Annotated in this window: 17 protein-coding genes; 8 read left to right on the forward strand and 9 right to left on the reverse strand. The window is 74.2% G+C overall.

All coding sequences use genetic code 11. The features are described from left to right. The first annotated feature begins 63 nt into the window (after nucleotides 1–63). Nucleotides 64–867: an AfsR/SARP family transcriptional regulator gene (locus GA0070214_RS09595; protein ID WP_091261593.1), complete on the forward strand. Its 804-nt coding sequence runs from the start codon at nucleotides 64–66 to the stop codon at nucleotides 865–867. Here the strand turns inward: GA0070214_RS09595 and GA0070214_RS09600 are convergent. Next, nucleotides 798–1,595: an AfsR/SARP family transcriptional regulator gene (locus tag GA0070214_RS09600; protein WP_167364217.1), complete on the reverse strand. Its 798-nt coding sequence runs from the start codon at nucleotides 1,593–1,595 to the stop codon at nucleotides 798–800. The two genes, GA0070214_RS09595 and GA0070214_RS09600, sit on opposite strands and share 70 nt — an antisense overlap. A gap of 450 nt (nucleotides 1,596–2,045) precedes the next feature. Between GA0070214_RS09600 and GA0070214_RS09605 the strand changes: the two genes are divergently transcribed. Next, nucleotides 2,046–2,354 (forward strand): TraR/DksA family transcriptional regulator, encoded by a 309-nt coding sequence (locus GA0070214_RS09605; protein WP_091261596.1) that lies wholly within the window; start codon nucleotides 2,046–2,048, stop codon nucleotides 2,352–2,354. A gap of 102 nt (nucleotides 2,355–2,456) precedes the next feature. Further along, nucleotides 2,457–2,987, forward strand: a complete 531-nt coding sequence (locus GA0070214_RS09610) for a GNAT family N-acetyltransferase (RefSeq protein WP_091261598.1) — start codon at nucleotides 2,457–2,459, stop codon at nucleotides 2,985–2,987. Nucleotides 2,988–3,004: 17 nt separating this feature from the next. On the opposite strand, the gene GA0070214_RS09615 is transcribed toward GA0070214_RS09610, so the two are convergent. Next, the gene (locus tag GA0070214_RS09615) at nucleotides 3,005–3,322 is read right to left on the reverse strand and encodes a DUF4326 domain-containing protein (protein WP_091261601.1); all 318 of its coding nucleotides are present in this window, start codon (nucleotides 3,320–3,322) and stop codon (nucleotides 3,005–3,007) included. A gap of 46 nt (nucleotides 3,323–3,368) precedes the next feature. After that, a complete protein-coding gene (locus tag GA0070214_RS09620; protein WP_091261603.1) occupies nucleotides 3,369–4,409 on the reverse strand; it encodes a LacI family DNA-binding transcriptional regulator in 1,041 nt (346 codons plus the stop codon). Between the two features lie 245 nt (nucleotides 4,410–4,654). On the opposite strand from GA0070214_RS09620, the gene GA0070214_RS09625 reads away from it, so the two are divergent. From GA0070214_RS09625 to GA0070214_RS09635, 3 genes are all read left to right on the forward strand, one after another. Continuing rightward, nucleotides 4,655–5,605: a LamG-like jellyroll fold domain-containing protein gene (locus GA0070214_RS09625; RefSeq protein ID WP_091261605.1), complete on the forward strand. Its 951-nt coding sequence runs from the start codon at nucleotides 4,655–4,657 to the stop codon at nucleotides 5,603–5,605. A 37-nt stretch (nucleotides 5,606–5,642) separates the two neighbouring features. After that, nucleotides 5,643–7,745, forward strand: a complete 2,103-nt coding sequence (locus tag GA0070214_RS09630; RefSeq protein WP_091261608.1) for a PQQ-dependent sugar dehydrogenase — start codon at nucleotides 5,643–5,645, stop codon at nucleotides 7,743–7,745. Nucleotides 7,746–7,858: 113 nt separating this feature from the next. Continuing rightward, nucleotides 7,859–8,410 carry a YciI family protein gene (locus tag GA0070214_RS09635; RefSeq protein ID WP_091261610.1) on the forward strand — a complete coding sequence of 184 codons (552 nt, stop codon included), beginning with the start codon at nucleotides 7,859–7,861 and terminating at the stop codon, nucleotides 8,408–8,410. A 58-nt stretch (nucleotides 8,411–8,468) separates the two neighbouring features. Here the strand turns inward: GA0070214_RS09635 and rfbB are convergent, their stop codons facing one another. The 6 genes from rfbB to GA0070214_RS09665 form a co-directional block, all read right to left on the reverse strand. Continuing rightward, nucleotides 8,469–9,458: a dTDP-glucose 4,6-dehydratase gene (rfbB, locus tag GA0070214_RS09640; protein WP_091261613.1), complete on the reverse strand. Its 990-nt coding sequence runs from the start codon at nucleotides 9,456–9,458 to the stop codon at nucleotides 8,469–8,471. Between the two features lie 147 nt (nucleotides 9,459–9,605). After that, a complete protein-coding gene (locus tag GA0070214_RS09645; protein WP_091261616.1) occupies nucleotides 9,606–10,550 on the reverse strand; it encodes a hypothetical protein in 945 nt (314 codons plus the stop codon). Between the two features lie 124 nt (nucleotides 10,551–10,674). Next, entirely contained in the window at nucleotides 10,675–12,054 is a 1,380-nt protein-coding gene (locus GA0070214_RS09650) for a protoporphyrinogen/coproporphyrinogen oxidase (protein WP_091261618.1), read from the reverse strand. A 70-nt stretch (nucleotides 12,055–12,124) separates the two neighbouring features. Then, nucleotides 12,125–12,823: an SDR family oxidoreductase gene (locus GA0070214_RS09655; RefSeq protein ID WP_091261620.1), complete on the reverse strand. Its 699-nt coding sequence runs from the start codon at nucleotides 12,821–12,823 to the stop codon at nucleotides 12,125–12,127. A gap of 190 nt (nucleotides 12,824–13,013) precedes the next feature. Further along, nucleotides 13,014–14,639: an MFS transporter gene (locus GA0070214_RS09660; RefSeq protein WP_091261623.1), complete on the reverse strand. Its 1,626-nt coding sequence runs from the start codon at nucleotides 14,637–14,639 to the stop codon at nucleotides 13,014–13,016. Nucleotides 14,640–14,689: 50 nt separating this feature from the next. Continuing rightward, on the reverse strand, nucleotides 14,690–15,250 hold the full coding sequence (locus GA0070214_RS09665) for an NADPH-dependent FMN reductase (RefSeq protein WP_244167628.1): 561 nt from the start codon (nucleotides 15,248–15,250) through the stop codon (nucleotides 14,690–14,692). A 192-nt stretch (nucleotides 15,251–15,442) separates the two neighbouring features. On the opposite strand from GA0070214_RS09665, the gene GA0070214_RS09670 reads away from it, so the two are divergent. Both GA0070214_RS09670 and GA0070214_RS09675 read left to right on the forward strand, forming a co-directional pair. After that, on the forward strand, nucleotides 15,443–18,721 hold the full coding sequence (locus GA0070214_RS09670; protein ID WP_091261627.1) for an AfsR/SARP family transcriptional regulator: 3,279 nt from the start codon (nucleotides 15,443–15,445) through the stop codon (nucleotides 18,719–18,721). Between the two features lie 71 nt (nucleotides 18,722–18,792). Beyond that, nucleotides 18,793–19,665: an alpha/beta fold hydrolase gene (locus GA0070214_RS09675; protein ID WP_091261629.1), complete on the forward strand. Its 873-nt coding sequence runs from the start codon at nucleotides 18,793–18,795 to the stop codon at nucleotides 19,663–19,665. Nucleotides 19,666–19,677: the final 12 nt, after the last annotated feature.

Genomic DNA, 19,677 nt, shown 5'->3' on the forward strand with positions numbered 1-19,677 from the left:
CCGGGGTGACGCAGCGCGTTCTACCCTGCCGGGGCCAGGCCCGCGCCGCAGGGGAGGCCCCGGATGACCGCCGACTTCGTGGACGCCCTCGTCGCCGACCAGCCGGCCGGGTCCGGTCCGGTGCTGCGGCTGCTCGGTGACGTCCGGGTCAGCCACGGGTCGCGCTGGTACGACGTGCCGGAGGGCAGCAAGCGGCTACTCGTCTACGTCGCCCTGCACCGCCGCCGGCTGGACCGGGGCCACGCCGCCGCCACCCTGTGGCCGGACGCCCCGGACTCCCGCGCGGCCGGCAACCTGCGCTCGGCGCTGTGGCGGCTCAACCAGGCGCACGTCGGGCTGATCGGGGTGGACCGGCACCACCTGGCGTTCCGGCCCGGTGTGCTGGTCGACATCGACCTCGTCACCGCCTGGGCCGGCCGGCTGATCGCGGGCCGCCCGGCGGGCGCCGACCTGTCCGCGCTGCCCACCGGCGGCGTCCTGTTCGACCTGCTCCCCGGCTGGTACGACGACTGGGTGCTCACCGAGCGGGAGCGGGTCCGCCAGCGGGTGCTGCACGGGATGGAGGCGATGAGCCGGCATCTGGTCACCTCGGGCCGCTGCGCCGAGGCCGTCGAGGTGGCGCTCACCGCCGCCGGGGCGGAGCCGCTGCGCGAGAGCGCCCAGCGGGTGCTGCTGGAGGCGCATCTGGCCGAGGGGAACTGGGTGGAGGGCCGCCGCGGCCTGGACACCTACCGCCGGCTGCTGGCCCGGGAGCTGGACATGGAACCCGACCCGCGGCTGGCCGCGCTGCTCGACGCCTACCCGCGCGCCCGGCCGGCGGCCACTGCCGACCGCGAGCGCGCCTCGTCGATCAGCGCCATGAGCTGAGGCGAGGGCCGCACCCCCAGCTGCTCCGCGAGCAGCCGGACCACCAGGTCGGCGTGGCGCAGCGCGTCGCTGACGTTTCCGTTCGCCAGCATCGCGGTGAGCACGAGCCGGTGGCCGCTCTCCCGCAACGCGTCGGCGGCGACCGCCTCCAGCGCCCAGCCCAGCCCGGCGGCCGGGTCGCCGCCCCGGATCGCCGCGCCGGCCGCGTCCTCCAGGGCCCGCAGGGCCCGGTGCCGCAGCAGCTCCCGGTGCATCAGCACCCAGTCGTCGTACCAGCCGGGGAGCAGGTCGGGGCAGCCGTCGGCCGCGTGCCGGCGCAGGAACGCCGGGTCGACCGGGCCCCGGCCGCCGAGGGAGCGCGTGTCCACCGTCACCCCGGCGGCCAGCGCGAGCGCGCCGGTGGAGTCGGCGAGCAGTCCCGGCGCGGCCTTGCGCAGCCGCCACAGCGCCGTCCGCAGGTCCGCCGAGGCCCGATCCTCCGGCTTGCTCGCCCACATCGACCAGGCGGTGCGGGCCCGGTCCGACGCGCCGCGCACGGCCAGGAAGGCCACCAGCCGCTGCGCGGTCGCCGGCAGGGCGACGGGCTCGCCGTCCCGGTCGAGCGCGAAGCCGCCGAGCAGCCGCAGCCGCCAGCCGGCCCGGTGCGGGGGTACGGCGTCCGGCAGTGTTCCCGTGGTGATCCACACGTCGGCGCTCCGCTTCGTCCGGGGTGTGGTGCGGAGGGTCACCTCTCGAATACCCCAGCTCACGGGCCCCCGGGAACGGGCCTGTCGGTGGCCGGACATCCCGTTCGTCCGCGTGGCCCGGTGAGCGGTCCGATCGGCGGCGGGGGCCGGCCGAACGGCCGGCTGCGGGATCGGGCGCGGCGGGGCGGAGCCGGAGGGGCAAAGTCGTTGGCGAACCGTGTGGGCTCGCCTATGGTGGGCGGATGTACCCGGCCGGGCAGGTGTCCGCGACCGCCGTCACCACGGCGGCGCCCGCTGCTGCCCGCCGCCGGCGTCCCGCGACCGTGCCCGCCCGTCCGGCGGGCGCCCGCTCCATCGCGCCCATCCACGGCCTGCCGAGCCCGATCCCCACCGACCGTGGCCCTCCCGGATCCCCGAACATCCGCGTACGGCCACCCAGGGCGAAGCCAATCCGGCTTCGGCCCTTTTTCTTTTTCCTGGAAGGGGATCCAGATGGGCACCGACCTGCACGACGACCGGCTCACCCGGTTGCGGGCCACGCTGACGGAGGACTTCGCGGCGCAGACGGCCCGGTTGACCGAACTCACGGCGGACACCGGCGACCCCGGCGAGGCGCACACCCGGGCGGCGCTGATCGCGGCCACCCGGCAGAGCCTGGGGCAGATCGGCGACGCGCTGCGGCGCATGGCCGACGGCGGCTACGGCCGCTGCGAGCGGTGTGCCGCGCCGATTCCGGTGGAGCGGCTGGAGGTGCTGCCGCACGCCACCCTGTGCGTGCCCTGCCAGCAGAAGCACGGCTGACCCGGCGGGCGCCGGGCCGTCACCGCACGGCCCGGCACCCGTGCCGCCGTTCCGGGCTGCGTAGGCTGGCGCGGTGAGCCGTCGTGACCGTGGAGACCGCCGATGACCAGCCCGCGCACCGTCCGCACCGCCCGTCCCGCCGACGTGGCGGCCCTCGTCGACCTGGTGGAGTCGGCGTACCGCGGGGAGCGCAGCCGGGCCGGCTGGACCACCGAGGCCGACCTGCTCGCCGGGCAGCGCACCGACCCCGACATGGTGGCCGAGGCGGTGTCGAGCCCGGGTGGCACGGTCCTGGTGGTCGAGGACGGCCCGGGGATCGTCGCCTGCTGCCACCTGGAGCGCCGCGACGACCACGTCTACTTCGGGATGTTCGCGGTCGCGCCGGGACTGCAGGGCGGCGGGCTGGGCCGGGACCTGCTGGCCGAGGCCGAGCGGTACGCACGGGAACAGTGGCACGGCGGTGAGATGCGGATGACCGTGATCACGCAGCGGGCCGACCTGATCGCCTGGTACGAGCGGCGCGGCTACGTCCGCACCGGCGAGTTGAGCCCGTTCCCGTACGGCGACGAGCGGTTCGGCGTGCCGCTGCGGCCGGATCTGGCGTTCGAGACCCTGCGCAAGAAGCTCGGCTGACCTCGGACCCGCCGGGATCAGGTGCGGGGCGGCGTGTCGGCGAGTTCGGCGATCACCTCGGCGTGACAGCGTTCCGGCACGCACCAGCAGCCCAGCCGGCGCCCGCGCAGGTCGGGCAGCAGCGCGAGCAGGTCGGGCCGGCCCAGCAGGTATTCCCGGTACTTCTCGATCACCTCGTCCCGGGTGCCGTCCGGGCCGGGGCGGAACGGGCTGGACAGCGGGGACTGCGGCAGCCGCCAGCCGCCCCGCGACATGGCCCGCCCCACGTAGACCACGTCGGCGTACGCCGGGTCGTCCCGGTGGCCCTTCAGGTTGACGACGGTGGTCGCGCCCATGGCCCTCAGCTCCTCGCGCTCGTGTCCCTGAACGTCAGTCCGGCGGTCAGGCGTCGGTGGCGGGCGCCGGGCCGGTCGAGTCGCGGACGATGAGCGTGTGACCGGTGGAGCGCCGTCGCGGCCGGGTCGACCGGGGCTTCAGCGCGAGGGTCAGCGCCATCCGCCCCATCTCGGTCATCGGCAGCCGGACGGTGGTGAGGCTGGGCGCCAGGTCGGCGGCGACCGACACGTCGTCGAAGCCGACCACCGACACGCGCTCGGGCACCGGGATGCGCCGGGACCGCAGCACGGAGAGCACGCCGATCGCCATGGCGTCGTTGAGCGCGATGATCGCCGTGCGGTCGGGATGGTAGTGCAGGATCCGTTCGGTGGCCACCCGGCCGCCGTCGCGGGTGAAGTCGGAGTGGACGACGGCGAGGTCGTCGGGGGAGTGCCCGTGCGCGGCGAGCGCGGCGGTCACCCCGGCGAGCCGGTCGGCCACGGTGGTCAGGCCCGGGGTGCCGGCGGCGACGGCGATCCGCCGGTGGCCGAGGCCCAGCAGGTGGGCGCCGATGTCGCGGCCACCGGCCTCGTTGTCCGGCACCACCGCGTCGACGCCCAGGGCGTGCCGGCCGATGACCGCGACCCGTCCGCCGGCCCGCTGGAAGCCGGCGAGTTCGGCGCGCGCCTCGGCCTCCACGCGCGGGTCGTCGTAGCCGGAGCCGGCGATGAGGATGATCCCGACCTGCTGGGCGATGAGGTGCCGCAGCTGGCGCAGCTCGTTCTCGGGGTCGCGTCCGGAGTGTGCGATCTGGACGAGTAGGCCCTCCTCGGCGGCGACCTGGAGGACGCCGCTGGCGATCTCGGAGAAGTACGGGTCGTCGATCTGGTGGACGATCAGCCCGACGGTGGTGCTGGCGCCGCCGGCGAGCGTGCGGGCGTAGGGGTTGGCGACGTAGCCGAGTTCCCGGGAGACCTGCCGGACGTGCCGGGCCACCTCCTCGCTGACGCCCTCCCGGCCGGCGAGGGCGCGGGAGGCGGTCGCCAGCGAGACGCCGGCGCGTTCCGCCACGTCGACGAGACGCAACCGTGGTCCGGGTCGGGGCATGGGTGACTCCTGGCAGACATTGATCCGCACCGCGCTCTTGCGTGTGGCGTAGGGCACAGCATAGGGTACGAAAGCGCTTACGTAAGCGCTTTCGTAAGCGCGGCGCCGCCTCGGCCGTCCGGCCGGCCCAGGGCGGACCGTCCTGTCCCGACCCACCCCGACTCCACCTCCGGGCATCGATGCACGCCCGGTGCGTAAGCGCTTTCGTCACCGCACCACCGCACCGACGAAGGGAGCACCTCCCCATGAGAAGACCTCGACGCGCCGCCCTTGCCGCCACCGCCGCGCTGGCGCTGGCGCTCACCGCGGCCGCGAGCCCGGCCCGTGCCGACCGGCCCGGACCGCACGACGTCCACCCCGCCCTCTGGCCGCACCTCGTGGCCTTCTACGACTTCGACCACCCGGTGGACGGCGACGCCGCGCTCGAGCGGGACCTGGGCCGGTCGGGCACCGAGATCGAGCTGGTCAACGGCGGCGCGGCCATGCGCGTGCCCGACCGGGCGTACAAGGGCAGCGGTGACGCGCTGCAGACCCGGCAGGTCAACCCGCAGGCCGCCGGCAACGACGACTGGAAGGCCGGCATCTGGTCGTCCAGCGGCGTCCGGACGCTGCGCGCGTTCAGCGGCGCCGAGGGCACCACGGTGATGGGCTGGTTCAAGCGGGACATGGACGGCCCGGCGTTGAACTCCGTCACCGCCAACCCGACCGACCGGTACAACGCCATCGGCCTGGCCGGCGTGCTGACCGGCGACTCCGACGGGCACGGCGTGCGGGCCCTGCTGGAGCTCATCGACGTCAGCGGCGAGCTGCGCCTGGTCGCCCTCGGCCGCCGCGTCGACGGCGGCGCCTCGCAGACCTTCGCGGCCAACGAGGACTGGCGGACCCTGCTGCCGAAGGGGGAGTGGGTGCACCTCGCCGCCACCTACGACTTCACCAGCGGCACCATGGCGCTCTACCGCAACGGCGAGCCGGTCGACGGCTTCTACACCACGGCCGGCGACCCCTGGCAGCTCAACGGGCCCGGCCCGCACGTCACCAGCGCCACCGACGCCCGCGGCATCAAGATCGGCGGCAGCTTCCCGCAGAACAACCTGGAACGCAACCCGTGCGACTGCCGCATGGACGGCCTCATGTTCCTCGACAGCGTGATCCCGGCGGGCGACATCGCCAAGCAGTACCGCTACATGGCCCGCTGACCGTTCCTCGGACCGTCCCACCGAGAAGGAGAACCGCGTGTTCATTCGCGCTGGCAGCACCGGCAGGCTCCGCAGAGCCGCAGTCACCGCCGGGGTCACTGCCGCCACCCTCGTCCTGTCCACCCTGGTCGCCGGGCCCGCCCGGGCCGACGGCGCCGTCTACGACCCGATCCCCGAATCGCAGATCCAGTCGCACCTGGGGCTGGTGCTCCAGGAGTACGCCAGCTTCCCGCAGTCCACGCCGAACCCGGCGCCGGTCGACGCGCGGCTCGTACGCAAGGCCCGGATCAACACGATCAGCGAGCTGCCCGACGGCTCCGGCCGCCGGGCCGTGCCGGACCTCAACGGCAACCTCTACCTCGTGGAGAACGGCACGCCGCACGTCTACCTCGACGTGGCGGCCACCTTCGCGCCGCAGTTCTTCTCCGGCCGCGGTCTCGGCCAGGGCTTCGGGTACGTCGCCTTCCACCCGGAGTTCGGGAGCAACGGTCGCTTCTACACCATCCACACCGAGCAGGCCTCGCTGGCGACCCGGACCCCGGACTACGCCCAGCCGAACACCATCTACCAGGCCGTGATCACGGAGTGGACGGCCAGCGACCCGGCCGCGGACACCTTCTCCGGCACCCACCGCGAGGTGCTGCGGATCGGCTTCGGCGGCCAGATCCACGGCGTCCAGGAGATCAACTTCAACCCGACCGTGAAGCCGGGCGACCCCGACTACGGGATGCTCTACCTCGCCGTCGGTGACGGCGGCCAGGGCTACCGCAACGGCGACCCGCAGAACATGGGCATGCCGCACGGCAAGCTGCTGCGCATCGACCCGCGCGGCACGAACGCCCCGAACGGCCGGTACGGGATCCCGGCCGACAACCCGTTCGTCGGGCGGGACGGCGCGCTCGGTGAGATCTACGCGGTCGGCTTCCGCGACCCGCACCGGTTCAGCTGGGACCGGGCCACCGGCCGGATGTACCTGGGCCACATCGGCGAGCACGCCGTCGAGTCCATCTACGAGGTCCAGGCCGGGGACAACTTCGGCTGGAGCGAGCGCGAGGGCAACTGGGTCTTCGACAAGACCGCGACCAACCCCTGCGACAAGCTCTACCCGCTGCCGGCCGACGACGCGAAGTACGGCTACACCTACCCGGTCGCCGCGTACGACCACGACCCGGCGGCGAACTGGAACTGCACCTCCGACGTGGGCGTCGCGGTGGCCGGCGGCTTCGTCTACCGCGGGAAGTCCGTGCCCGCGCTGAAGGGCAAGTACGTCTTCGGCGACCTGGTCGACGGCCGGGTGCTCTACACCGAGGCGAACGAGATGCGCCGCGGCACGGGGCTCGCCCCGATCCACCGGTTCGCCCTGTACACCACCGCCGGCGACCTGGTACGCATGCAGGACCTGTCCAGCCCGGGCGCGCCCGGCGACCCGAACCGGGTCGACCTGCGCTTCGGCACCGACGCCGCGGGTGAGCTCTACATCCTGGCCAAGGCCAACGGGAAGATCTGGAAGGTCGTGGGCACGAAGACCGTGGCGGAGGGCAAGGTGGGCCACACCAGGGTCGTCCACACCGGCGGCGCGCAGAACTGGACGCCGGTGACCCCGTCGAAGTGGCAGTTCGACGGCGACGAGGTCATCCTCGCCGAGGCGGGCGTGAGCCGACCCGGCCCGCGCCGGCCGTTCGAGTACGCCATCCTCAACAAGGGTCCGGCCTTCTCGTCGGTGCAGATCGACGCCCGGGTGCGCCTCGACACCCCCGTGGAGGTCACCAACCGGGACGTGATCATCGTCTTCGGCTGGCAGTCGGACACGCAGTACTACTACGCGCACCTGTCCACCGACAACACGATCTACCCGCACAACGGCATCTTCAAGGTCAACAACGCCGACCGGGAACGGATCGACCACCAGTGGAACGGGCGCTCCCGGGGCGCCAACCCGGCGATCACCGACGCCGACTGGCACAAGGTGCGCGTGGTGCACCTGCCCGCCACCGGTGAGATCGCCGTGTACGTCGACGGGCACAAGGATCCGCTGCTGACCGCGAAGGACACCACCTTCACCTCCGGTCGGGTCGGCTTCGGCTCGTTCGACAACATCGGCCGTACCCGTCAGTTCACCGTGACGGGCTCCCCGGCCTGACGGACGGAGAGCGCGGGGCGGCGGCGACCTGCCGCCGCCCCGCCTCGTCGCACCTGTCGCAGCCGTACAAGGCCCAGGTCAGCCGCCCGCCGGAGGCAGGCGAGGATGTGACAATGGAGTTCTTCTGTTACCACCGCGACCGGCACGGCTCCTCGCCACTGCGCGAGGAGTTGCTGGAGGCACACTGGTCCTACATGGACCGGTACGCGGCGGAGATGATCGCCCGCGGCCCGACCTTCACCGCCGACGGCGGCAGCCCCACCGGCAGCGTGCACATCCTCGACCTGCCCGATCCCGCCGCCGCCCGGGCGTTCGCCTTCGACGAGCCCAACTACCAGGCCGGCGCCTACCGGGACGTGCTCCTGCGTCGGTGGCGCAACACGCTGGGCCGCACCATGTGGGACTTCCCCGGAGGCCGGACCGGCGGCAGCCGCTACCTGGTCCTCGGCCTCGGCGCGGGGCCGGCCGCCGACCTCGACGCGCCGCACGACCGGACCGACCTGATCGCGTACGGGCCGCTGCTCTCCGACGACGGCGTCACGTGGCTGGGCACGACGGCGCTGGTCAGGGCCGCGGACCCGGACGAGGCGCGTGCCGTCCTGACCCCCGACCGGTACGCCGAGATCGAGGTGCACGACTGGGCGTTCGGCGGGCGGCCGTCCTGAGCCGGAAGGACGGAGAGCGGGGGGCGGCGGCGCGCGTGCCGCCGCCCCCACGCGCCGGCTACCGGCCGAGCTGCTGGTAGCGCTCCTCGGTGCGTTCCTTGTCCGGCTTCCACCACCACTCGTTGTCGCGGTACCACTCGATCGTGTCGGTCAGGCCGCTGCGCAGGTCGGGGTACCGGGGCTGCCACCCCAGCTCGCGGCGGAGCTTGCCGCTGTCGGTGGAGTAGCGCAGGTCGTGGCCCGGGCGGTCCGGCACGTGGTCGTACCCGGCGGCGGACTCGCCCATGAGGTCCAGGATGAGTTCCAGCACCGCCTTGTTGCTGTGCTCGTCGCCGGAGCCGATCAGGTACGTCTCGCCGAGCCGCCCCCGGTCCAGGATGAGGTGCACCGCCGCGTTGTGGTCGTCCACGTGCGTCCACTCGCGCACGTGCGCGCCCGTGCCGAACAGCTTGGGCCGGTGGCCGCTGAGCAGGTTCGTCACCTGCCGCGGGATGAACTTCTCCACGTGCTGGTACGCGCCGTAGTTGTTGGCGCAGTTCGACAGCGTGGCCCGAACGCCGTAGGAACGCACCCAGGCCCGGACCAGCATGTCGGAGCCGGCCTTGGTGGCCGAGTACGGGCTGGACGGGTCGTAGGGGCTCTCCTCGGTGAACTTCCCGTCGGAGCCCAGGCCGAGGTCGCCGAAGACCTCGTCGGTGGAGATGTGGTGCAGCCGCCGGTCGTGGCGCCGGACCGCCTCCAGCACCGTGTAGGTGCCCAGCACGTTGGTGCGCACGAACGGCGACGGGTCGTGCAGGGAGTTGTCCACGTGCGACTCGGCGGCGAAGTGCACCACGAGGTCGCTGTCGGCCACCAGCCCGTCGACCAGGGCCGCGTCGCAGACGTCACCGTGCACGAACTCGATCCGGTCGTCGACCGCCGCGAGGGTCCGCCGGCCACCGGCGTAGGTGAGGGCGTCGAGGACCCGGACGGTGTACTCGGGCCGGCGGGCCAGGGTGTAGTGCACGAAGTTCGCGCCGATGAAGCCGGCGCCGCCGGTGACCAGCATCCGCGTCACGCCGCACCTCCCGGTCCGGTGGGGCGGCGGCCGGGTCGTTCCAGGGGACCCGTGGGTCGGCCCGGACGGCACGTACGGTCGTCGTCAGGCATGGGTGGGACACCTCCTCCTCGGCGTGCCCGGGTGGCGGCCGGGCGGTCAGTTGTAGGGCATGCTGGGGAACCAGCCGACGCCGAAGTGCGCGGGCACCCGCAGGTCCCAGTACACGACGGTGAAGACGCCGAGGGCGACGAGCAGCGACCCGGTCACGACGACGCTGCGGCGCGGGTCGGCCATCCAGCGCAGGAAACGGCCCCGGCTGAGCAGGACCAGCGCGGCGAACAGCACCGTCACCACGAGGATGTTGCCCAGGGACTGCAGGGCGAACGCCAGGGCGCCGTAGACCGGGTTGCCGGTGTCCACCGCCCAGTGGAACAGCTTGTTGAACAGCGGGTAGGGCCGGCCGATGAGGAAGCCGCCGATGAGCGCGCCGAGCACCACCACGCGCCCCGCCGGCCGGCCTGCGAACAGGTCCGGCACGACGCCGAGCGCGGCGAGGCCGAGGTAGAGCAGCGCCAGGCCGATCAGGCCGAACACCACGGAGGACTGGATCAGCCGGACCGGCATGTCCCCGACGGACGCGGTGGACAGTTGGGGCAGCCGGTCGCCGAGCAGCACACCGAGGGCGCCGTACGCCGCCGCCACGGGCAGCATGCCGGCCGCCAGCAGGCCGATGGTCCGCAGCAGCGGGCGCCACGCCCCGGCGGCCGTGCGTGGCGTGCGGCCGGCCTGGCTCATCGGCCCGATCGAGGCGACCATGGCGATGTTGCAGGCGGTGAAGGTGCCGGCGAAGCCGGAGACGAGGGCGAAGAGCAGGCCGGCGCCCGTGCCGGTGAGGGCCGTGGCCTTCGCGTCGTGCCCGAGCACCCCGTTGGCGACGGTGTCACCGATCACCGAGTCGACCAGCTCGAAGGACCAGACGACCGCGAGCAGCAGGCCGGCGGCGGTGCTGACCAGCGCGGCCCGCCGGTGGGTGGCGGGCGCGGCCCTGACGGCCTCCGGCGCGGCGCCGTGGCGCTCCTCGTGGTGCCTCTGCAACGTCATGGTCGCCTCACCTCCGGGGTGGGGGGATCGGGGGCGGTCGCGGGCGGCGCTGCGTCGCGGCCGATGATCCGAGCATGCCGAGCCGGCGGCGGCGGCACGTCTTCGCGAGTGCCGAACTTTCCGGTCAGTAGACGGCCGCGGCCACCGACCGGGCTGACGAGGGCTGCCGGTGGGGCAGGGGGATGCGTTCCGGCTCACCGGTGAGCAGGTGCCGGGCGACGTCGGCCCCCATCTTCATGGCGTGGTCCATGTTCCCGTACTCGTAGAGCCAGACGCCGAAACGGCCGCGGGAGTAGATGCCCCGCGCCTCCAGGTGGTCGAGGATCAGGGCCACGGCGTCCGTGCGGTCCAGCGTCGGGATCGGGTACGCCATGGGAATCCGCCGCACGTACCGGGAGACGACCGCGCCGGGGTCGGGCAGCAGCCCGGCCCGCGCGAGGCCGGCAACGGTCTGCCGTGCCGCCGCGTCGTCGTCCGGCCACCCGCCGTCGGCCGGCAGGGCGATCTCCGCCAGGTACGACACGTGGCGCTCGCGCGGCTCCGGCATGTTCGCGCCGGCGAACAGGCCCATGTTGGTGATCCGGTAGAACGGGTAGCCGGACTCGGGAAAGTACAGCCAGTGCCACGCCCGGTCCACCTGGCCCCGGGCGCCCACGCCCACCACGAGCACGCGGTTGTGCCGCAGCACCGCGGCGGCGGCGCGCACCTCCGCCGGGCACCGCGTGAGCGCCGACACCAGCGCGGTCAGCGGCATGGTGGAGACCAGCCGCTCGTACGCCAGCCGCTCGCCGGAGCCGTACGTGACGGTGCGGGCGTCCGGGTCGATCCGCCGCACCGGTGCCTCGTAGCGCACGTCGGGCAGCCGGGCGGCCAGGCGCCGGAACGGCTCGCCGATGCCGCCGCTGCCCGGATAGCTGAAGGTGCTGTTGGGGCCCCAGCCCGGTGCTGTCCGCCGCTCGACCAGGTTGCGCAGGGCGCCCCGCCAGTCGACCGTGGCCACCCGGTGGGTCACCCAGTCGGTGGACATCTCGTCGGTGGGCACCGTCCACAACTTCTCGTGGTACGGCCGCATGAACCGCTCGACGATGCCGGTGCCGAAGTTCGCCAGCAGCCAGTCCTCGTAGTTGCGTACCGCGCCGTCGGGCCGGTCGATCATCTTGACCAGGCAGTCGACGGCCTCGTCGGTGGGCAGGGCGCTGAGGTTGTGCTGGAACGGGTACGGCACCCAGCTGTCGCCGTAGCGGATGTAGGAGGAACGCTGGTGGCGCAGCACGTCCCCGGCCATGACGTCGTCGAGCAGGGCGTCGAAGTCGCCGAAGTAGCTGAAGGCGACGTGCGCGCCCTGGTCCCACACGAAACCGGCCCGGTCGGTGAAGGACGAGGCGAGCCCACCGGCGACCGGGCCGCGTTCCAGGACCACCGGACGCGCGCCGGCGCGGTGCAGTTCGTGGGCGGCGGCGAGCCCGCACGGGCCGGCGCCGATGATGAGCTGGTCGTGTCGCATCCGTGCGTTACCTCCGCGAGCGGGACGGGAGGTCCGGCGGTTCGGGTGGCGGCCCGGCCGGACCCGGGGCTCAGTGGGCGGGCATCGGCCGGATGACGAGGCTCGCCAGGTCGACGCCCTCGGGCTGGCCCAGCACCCAGAGGATGCTGTCGGCGATCTGGCCCGCGGTCAGGCTGCCGCCCTCCGGGGTGCCGCCGGCGGGCGCCCAGAAGGTGGTGTCGACGCGGCCCGGCGCGATCAGCGTGACTCGGATGCCGTCGCCGGCGACCATCAGCCGGACGTTCTCCGCGAGCCCGGTGACCGCCCACTTCGTGGCCCCGTACAGGTTGCCGCGGGTGGCGACGAGACCGGCGAGGCTGCCGACCAGGATGATCCGGCCGCGGGTGCGGCGCAGGCTCGGCAGTGCCGCGCGCACCAGCAGCGCCGGGCCCAGCACGTTGAGGAGGACCATCTCCCGCCAGCCCTGCGGGTCCCCGTCGTCCACCGCGTCGAAGGTGGCCATCCCGGCGTTCGCGACGACGGTGTCCAGCCGCCCGAAGCGCTCGACCGTGGTGCGCACGGCCCGCTCCACCGCGGTGGGGTCGGCCGCGTCGCCGGGGATCACCGCCAACCGCTGCCCGGCGTCGGCCCCGGCGGCGAAGCGGGCGAGCCGCTCCGGGTCACGGCCGGTCACCGCGACGCGGTGGCCCCGGCGCAGCAGGCGCTCGGCGGTCGCCGCACCGATGCCGGCCGCGCCACCGGTGATCAGGGTGACCGGGGCGTCCGCCATGGCAGTCTCCTCCTCCGCGCCCGCGGGCCCTGGCCGGCGGCCGGGTCGGCCGTGCGCGGCCGGCGACATCCGGCCCCGCCGCCACCATTCTCGATCGCCGCCACCGGGCGGGGCTTCTCCGAGATTGCCGGGTCCGGACAGGCGTGCGGGGCAGGGCCTGCACCGGCCCTGCCCCGCACGCGGATGTCGTTCAGCCGGCCTGCGCGGGCGCCTCCGCCGCGGCCGTGCCGCCGGCCGCCTTCGTGGGCTTTGCCGGCTTCGGCGGCGGGGGCACCGGCTCGACCTTGCGCAGTGCCACCACGGAGAGGACGGCCAGGCCGAGCACGACGATCGCGCCGACCAGGGCGACGGTGTTCAGCCCGGCGGTGAAGGCGTCGTGCGCGGCGTCGACCAGGCCGCTGCCCAGCGGACCGGGCAGCGACCGGGCGGTCGCCTCCGCGGCCTCGACGCTGGCCCGGGCAGCCTGCGCCGCCTCAGCGGTGATTCCCGCCGGCAGCCCGTCGGTCAGCTCGGTGCGGTAGACGGCGGTCGCCACGCTGCCCAGGGCCGCGATGCCGAAGGCCACACCGAACTCGCTGCCGGTCTGCATCACCGCCGAGGCGGAGCCGGTCTTCTCGGTGGAGACCGCGCCGATCGCCAGGCCGGTCACGAGGCCGAGGGGGATGCCCACGCCGAACAGCACGATGCCGAAGCCGATCAGCACGGGCGCCAGGCCGCCGCTGCGGGTGACCTGGGTGAGCACCACGTAGCCGAGCGCCGCGACGACCATCCCGGCCGCGAGCACGTACGCCGGGCGGATCCGTTGCGCCAGGCCCGGGCCGAGCATGAGCCCGACGATCAGCCCCAGGGTCGGCGGCAGCATCCACAGCCCGGTGCCGAGGGTGGACAGGCCCTCCACGGTCTGCAGGTGCAGGGTGACCAGCAATGAGCTGCCGCCCTGCACCGCGCCGCCGAGCAGGCCGAAGATGACCGCGGCCGCGAAGATCTGGTTGCCGAACAGTTTGGTGTCGAGCATCGGGTCCCGCAGCGACCGCTGGCGTACGACGAAGGCCGCCGCCGCCACCAGGCCGAGGACCACGGCACCGACGGGCACGGCGGCCCAGCCGTCCTTGGCCAGCTCCTTGAGGCCGAAGATGACCAGCAGCACGCCGGCCAGGGAGAGCACGACGCTCGCCACATCCAGCGGGCCCCGGTGCGGGTTGCGGTATTCCGGCAGCAGCCGTGGGCCGGTCAGCAGCAGCAGGAGCATCACCGGCACGGCGATGAGGAACACCGAGCCCCACCAGAAGAACCGCAGCAGGACACCACCGACCACCGGGCCGATCAGCAGGCCGCCCATGAAGCAGCTCATCCAGGAGGCGATGGCCATGCCGCGCTGCGCGGGATGGGCGAACATGTGGCTGATCAGGCCCAGCCCGCAGGGCATGACGGTGGCCGCCGCCACGCCCATCAGCGCCCGGGCGCCGAACAGCATCCAGAACGAGGTGGAGAAGGCCGCGACCACCGAGGTGAGCCCGAACAGCGCCGCACCGAGGAGCAGCAGCTTCCGGCGGCCGATCCGGTCACCCAGGCTGCCCATGGTGATGAGGAAGCCGGCGGTCATGAAGCCGTAGATGTCGACGACCCAGAGCTGCTGGGTGCTGTTGGCGTCGAGGGCCGTGCTCAGGTGCGGCAGGGCGAGGTAGAGCACGCTGAGGTCCAGCGACATCAGCAGGGCGGCGAGGGCCAGCACGGCCAGCCCGGCGAACTCGCGGCGGCCCGCCAGCGCGCCCGGGGCGGCGGAGGTGTCCGACGGCGTGTCGGCGTGGGACGACATGTTGATCCTTCCTTCACTCTTGTCGGCCGTCCGGGGACGGCGGGACAGGGTCACCGGACGTACGGACGGATCTGCCGGTGGTTGCGCAACGCCTCGGCCCACCAGACCAGCTCGTCGAACATGCGCCGCGCCTCCTGCGACACGGCCTCGGCCTCGACCGGCCGGCCCTGGGCGTCGAAGAGCGCCCGGTGGTGCGACAGGCTGACCGTCTCCCGGATGGTGGCCGACCCGAGCGCGGCGAACACCTGCCGGAGCTGCTCGGCGGCGCGGAGGCCGCCCGCCGGGCCGCCGTAGCAGAGGAAGCCGACCGGCTTGGCCTGCCACTCCTCCCGGTACCAGTCGACGGCGTTCTTCAGCGACGCCGGGAAGCTGCGGTTGTGCTCGGGCACCACCACCACGAAGGCGTCCGCGCCGGCCAGCCAGGGGCTCAGGTCCCGGACGGCCTGCGGTGTCACGTCGCCCTCGGCGAGGCGCACCTCCGGCAGGCGCGCCTCGGCCAGCTCGATGAGGTCCACCTGGAGGTCGTCGCGCAGCTCGGCCTGGCCGGCGAGCCAGCGGGCCGCGACCGAGCCGAAACGACCGGCCCGGATGCTGCCGACGACAATTGCCAATCGTAATCGCGATGACGACATTCCACGAACTCCTCGTATTTTCGCCGAGCGGCGTCCGTCGAACTGGCAATAGCTCGCCGCCATTGTCGCCGCGTCGGGTTCCGGATTCGTTCCGGTGCTGTTCCGGCACGTCGGAACAGGGCCGGAACGGCTCGTCACGCCATCTGCGCGGTCCTCCGTTAGAGTGCCCACATGCGCTTTGGTGTGCTCGGCCCACTGGAGGTGTGGACCACCAATGGGCGGCACGTCAAGATTCCCGAGTGGAAAGTGCGGGCGCTATTGGCGGACCTGCTGGCGCAGTCCGGCCGGGTCGTCACGGCCGACCGGCTGATCGACGACCTGTGGGGCGACCGGCCGCCGGCCAACCCGCACGCGGTGCTCCGCAGCAAGATCTCGCAGCTGCGCCGGGTGCTGCGCGACGCCGAGCCGGGCCTGCCCGACCCGGTCGTCCGGAGTGGGGCCGGCTACGTGCTGGACGTCCCCGCGGACGCGGTCGACGCGCACCGCTTCGAGGCGCTGCTGGCCCGGGCCGAGCACACCGGCGACCGGCGGCAGCGGGTCTCCGTGCTGGCCGAGGCGCTGGCGCTGTGGCGCGGACCGTCCTTCGTGGGCTTCGCCGACGCCCCGTTCGCGGCCGCGGCGGTGGCCCGCCTGGAGGAGCGCCGGCTCACGGCGCTGGAGGACCAGGTCGAGCTGCGCGCCGAGCTCGGCGAGGACGTGACGCTGGTCGGCGAGCTGGCGGACCTGGTGGCCGACCATCCGTTGCGGGAACGGTTCCGGGCCACGCAGATGCGGGTGCTCTACCGCCTCGGCCGGCAGGGCGACGCGCTCGCCGCGTACCGGGAGTTGCGCGAGCGGCTCAGCGGGGACCTGGGGCTCGAACCGGGCCCGGCCGTGGTGGCCCTGCACCAGGCGATCCTGCGGCAGGAGGAGAGCCTGGCGGCGCCGCCCGCCGGGCCGCCGGTCCGGCGCCGGCTGACCAACCTGCCCACGCCGCTGACCGGGCTGGTCGGCCGCGAGGGCGCCGTCGACGACGTGCGCGCGCTGCTGGGAGCCGGCCGGCTGGTCACCCTCGTCGGCCCAGGCGGGGTGGGCAAGACCCGGCTGGCCGTGGAGGCCGCCGGCGGGCTGACCGGGGACTTCCCCGACGGGGTCTGGCTGGTCGAGCTGGCCGCCCTGGACCGCACGGTGGCGGCCGACCCGGCCGAGGCGGACCGTCCCGCGTTGCAGGGCCTGGTCGACCGGGTCGCCGCCGAGCTGGACGTGCGGGCCCCGACCGACGCCCGGTCCTGTGTGGAGGGGCTGGCGGACGCGCTGCACGGCCGCCGCCTCCTGCTGGTGCTGGACAACTGCGAACACGTCGTCGACGACGTGGCCGAGCTGGTCCGCCGGCTGCTCGGCGGGCTGCCCGGCCTGCGCGTGCTCACCACCAGCCAGGAGCCGCTGGGTGTGGCCGGTGAGCAGGTGTGGGTGGTGCCGCCGCTGGCGCTGCCCGAACCGGAGGCCGACCACGACCCGGCGCGGCTGCTCCGCTACGGCGCGGTCGAGCTGTTCACCGTCCGCGCCCGGGCCGGGGCGGCCGGCTTCACGCTCGGGCCGGACAACGCGGCCGACGTCGCGGCGGTCTGCCGCCGGCTGGACGGCATCCCGCTGGCCCTCGAACTCGCCGCCACCCGGGTCCGGGCCATGGGCGTGCGCCAGCTCGCCGCCGGCCTGGACGACCGGTTCGGGTTGCTCGCCTCCGGGCGGCGCTCGGAGCCGGCCCGGCAGCAGACGCTGCGCGCGATGATCGACTGGAGCTGGGAACTGCTCAACGGCCCCGAGCGGGCCCTGCTGCGCCGGCTCGCCGTGCACGCCGACGGGTGCACGCTGACCGCCGCCCGCGAGGTCTGCGGCGGCGGCGAGGTGGATCCCGCTCAGGTGCCGGACCTGCTGGCCCGGCTGATCGACCGGTCCCTGCTGGTGCCGGCGGAGCAGCCCGACGGCCCTCGGTACCGCCTGCTGGAGTCCGTCGCCGCCTACTGCCTGGAGCGGCTGAACGAGGCCGGCGAGCTGGCGGACCTGCGCGCCCGCCACGCCGAGTGGTACACGGCGCTGGCCGAGCAGGCCGACGAGCGGCTGCGCGGCGTGCACCAGCGCACCGCGTTGCGCCAGCTCGACGCCGAGGCGGCCAACTTCCGCGCCGCGCTGCGCGCCTGCGCGCACCGCCGCGACGCGCACCTCGCACTGCGCCTGACCTGCGCGCTGGCCTGGTACTGGGTGCTGCGCAGCCGGGTCGGAGAGGGCCGCCGCGCGCTGGCCGCCGCGGTGGCCGTGCCCGGCGCCGCGCCGGAGGGCCTGCGCGGCACGGCGATGACCTGGCAGGCGGGCATCGCCGCGCTGGCCGGCGAGCCGCCGGACGCCCTGGTGGAGCAGCGGTACGCCACGGTGAAGAGCTATGTGGACGACCCCGACGATCCGGCGGGCCGGGCCCGAGCGGCCCTGCTGCTCGCTGTGGTCACCCCGATCGATGTCACGCGGCCGGCTGAGGATCCGGTCAACCGGCTGCTGGCGACGTTCCGCGCCCTCGGCGACCGGTGGGGCGAGGCGGCGGCGCTGGCCGTGCTGGCCTACCACGCCCAGCTGTGCGGGAACTTCTCCGCCCTGCGCCGCGACGCCGAGCGGAGCCTGGTGCTCTTCCGTGAACTGGGCGACCACTGGGGCATCCTCCAGGCGACCACCCCGCTGGCCGAGCTGGCCCAGTTCACCGGCGAGTACGACCGCGCCGGCCGGTGGTTCGCCGACGGGTTGCACATCGCGCAGGAGCTCGGGCTGCGCGCCGAGGTGGCGCGACAGCTGAACGGTGCGGGCCGGATCGCCCAGCTCCAGGGTGACCACGTGCGCGCCCGCGAGCTGTTCCGCCGGGCCCGTACCCTCGCCGCCGAGGAGTCGGTGAAGGCCATGGAGCAGGTCGCCGACCTCGGGTTGGCGGTCTCCGACCGGTGGGAGGGGGATCTCGACGCGGCCGAGCGGCGGCTGCTGCCGTGGCTGAGCTGGAACCGGCGGGCCGCCTGGCCGGCGGGCATCGCGGCGGTCCAGGCCGAGCTGGGGTTCGTCGCCGAGCAGCGCGGCGACGCCCACACCGCCTCGGCCCGGCACCGGGAGGGCTGGGAGGCCGCCCGGCAGACCCGGGAGCGCCGCACCATCGCGCTGGCGCTGGAGGGCCTGGCCGGGGCCTGGGCGGTGGCCGGCGACGGGGTGGGCGCCGCCCGGCTGCTCGGCGCCGCGGCGGCGGCCCGCGAGGCGGTGGGGATGCCGCTGCCGCCGGCCGAGCGCGGGGACGTGGAGCGGATCGCCGCGCGGGCCCGCGCCGTCCTCGGCGAGGACGGCTTCAAGGGCGAGTTCGAGTACGGGGCCGGCCTGCGGCCGGAGGAGTGTGTGGCGCGGACCCTCGCGGAGGAGACCGGTACCGCCCCACCGGGTGGGCGGTAGCCGCGCGTCCGGCGTGGTGGAAATCGATTCGAACAGGTGAGGTGCCCGGAGGGCACGGAGAGAGGTGGATCATGACCGAGAGCATCTCCGCGGCCGGCGGTACGACGGTCGGCGCGAACGGGGTCGACCTGTGCGTCGAGACCTTCGGCCGGCCCGCCGACCCGGCCGTGCTGCTGCTGGCCGGGTCGACGTCGTCGATGCTGATGTGGGACGAGGAGATCTGTCAGCGGCTGGCCGACCACAACCGTTTCGTGGTGCGCTACGACTACCGCGACACCGGGCAGTCGGTGGCCTACCCGCCCGGGAAGCCGCCGTACACGCTGCGGGATCTCGCCGCCGACGCGGTCGGCGTGCTGGACGCGCTCGACCTGCCCGCCGCCCACCTGGTCGGCCAGTCGATGGGCGGCATGGTGGCCCAGCTCGTGGCGCTCGACCACCCCGACCGGGTCGCCTCCCTCGTCCTGGTCTCCTCCAGCCCCGGCGTGCCGGGGCCGGACAACCCCGACCTGTCCGCCATGCCCGAGGAGTTCCAGAAGGCGTACGCGGACGTCCGGATGCCCGACTGGTCCGACCGGGAGCAGGTCATCGAGTACCGGTTGTCCCTGCAGCGGCCCTGCACCGGCTCCGGCCGCACGTTCGAGGAGGCCCGCTACCGCCGCCTGATCGGGCGCGAGTTCGACCGGGCGGTGGACATCGAGGCGAGCATGAAGAACCACTTCGCCATGGGGGACGTGCCCCCGTGGCGCGGGCGGCTCGGCGAGCTGGCCGTGCCCACCCTGGTCATCCACGGCAGCGACGACCCGGTGCACCCCTTCGACCACGCCACCGCACTGGTCCGGGAGATCCCGGACGCGTCGCTGCTGCGTCTCGACGGGGTGGGCCACGAACTGCCCAGCCAGGACTGGGACACCATCGTGGCCGCCGTGGTGACGCACACGGCCTGACCGCCGCCGCCC

The sequence above is a fragment of the Micromonospora chaiyaphumensis genome (genome assembly GCF_900091435.1).
In the GTDB taxonomy this organism is placed as follows: domain Bacteria; phylum Actinomycetota; class Actinomycetes; order Mycobacteriales; family Micromonosporaceae; genus Micromonospora; species Micromonospora chaiyaphumensis.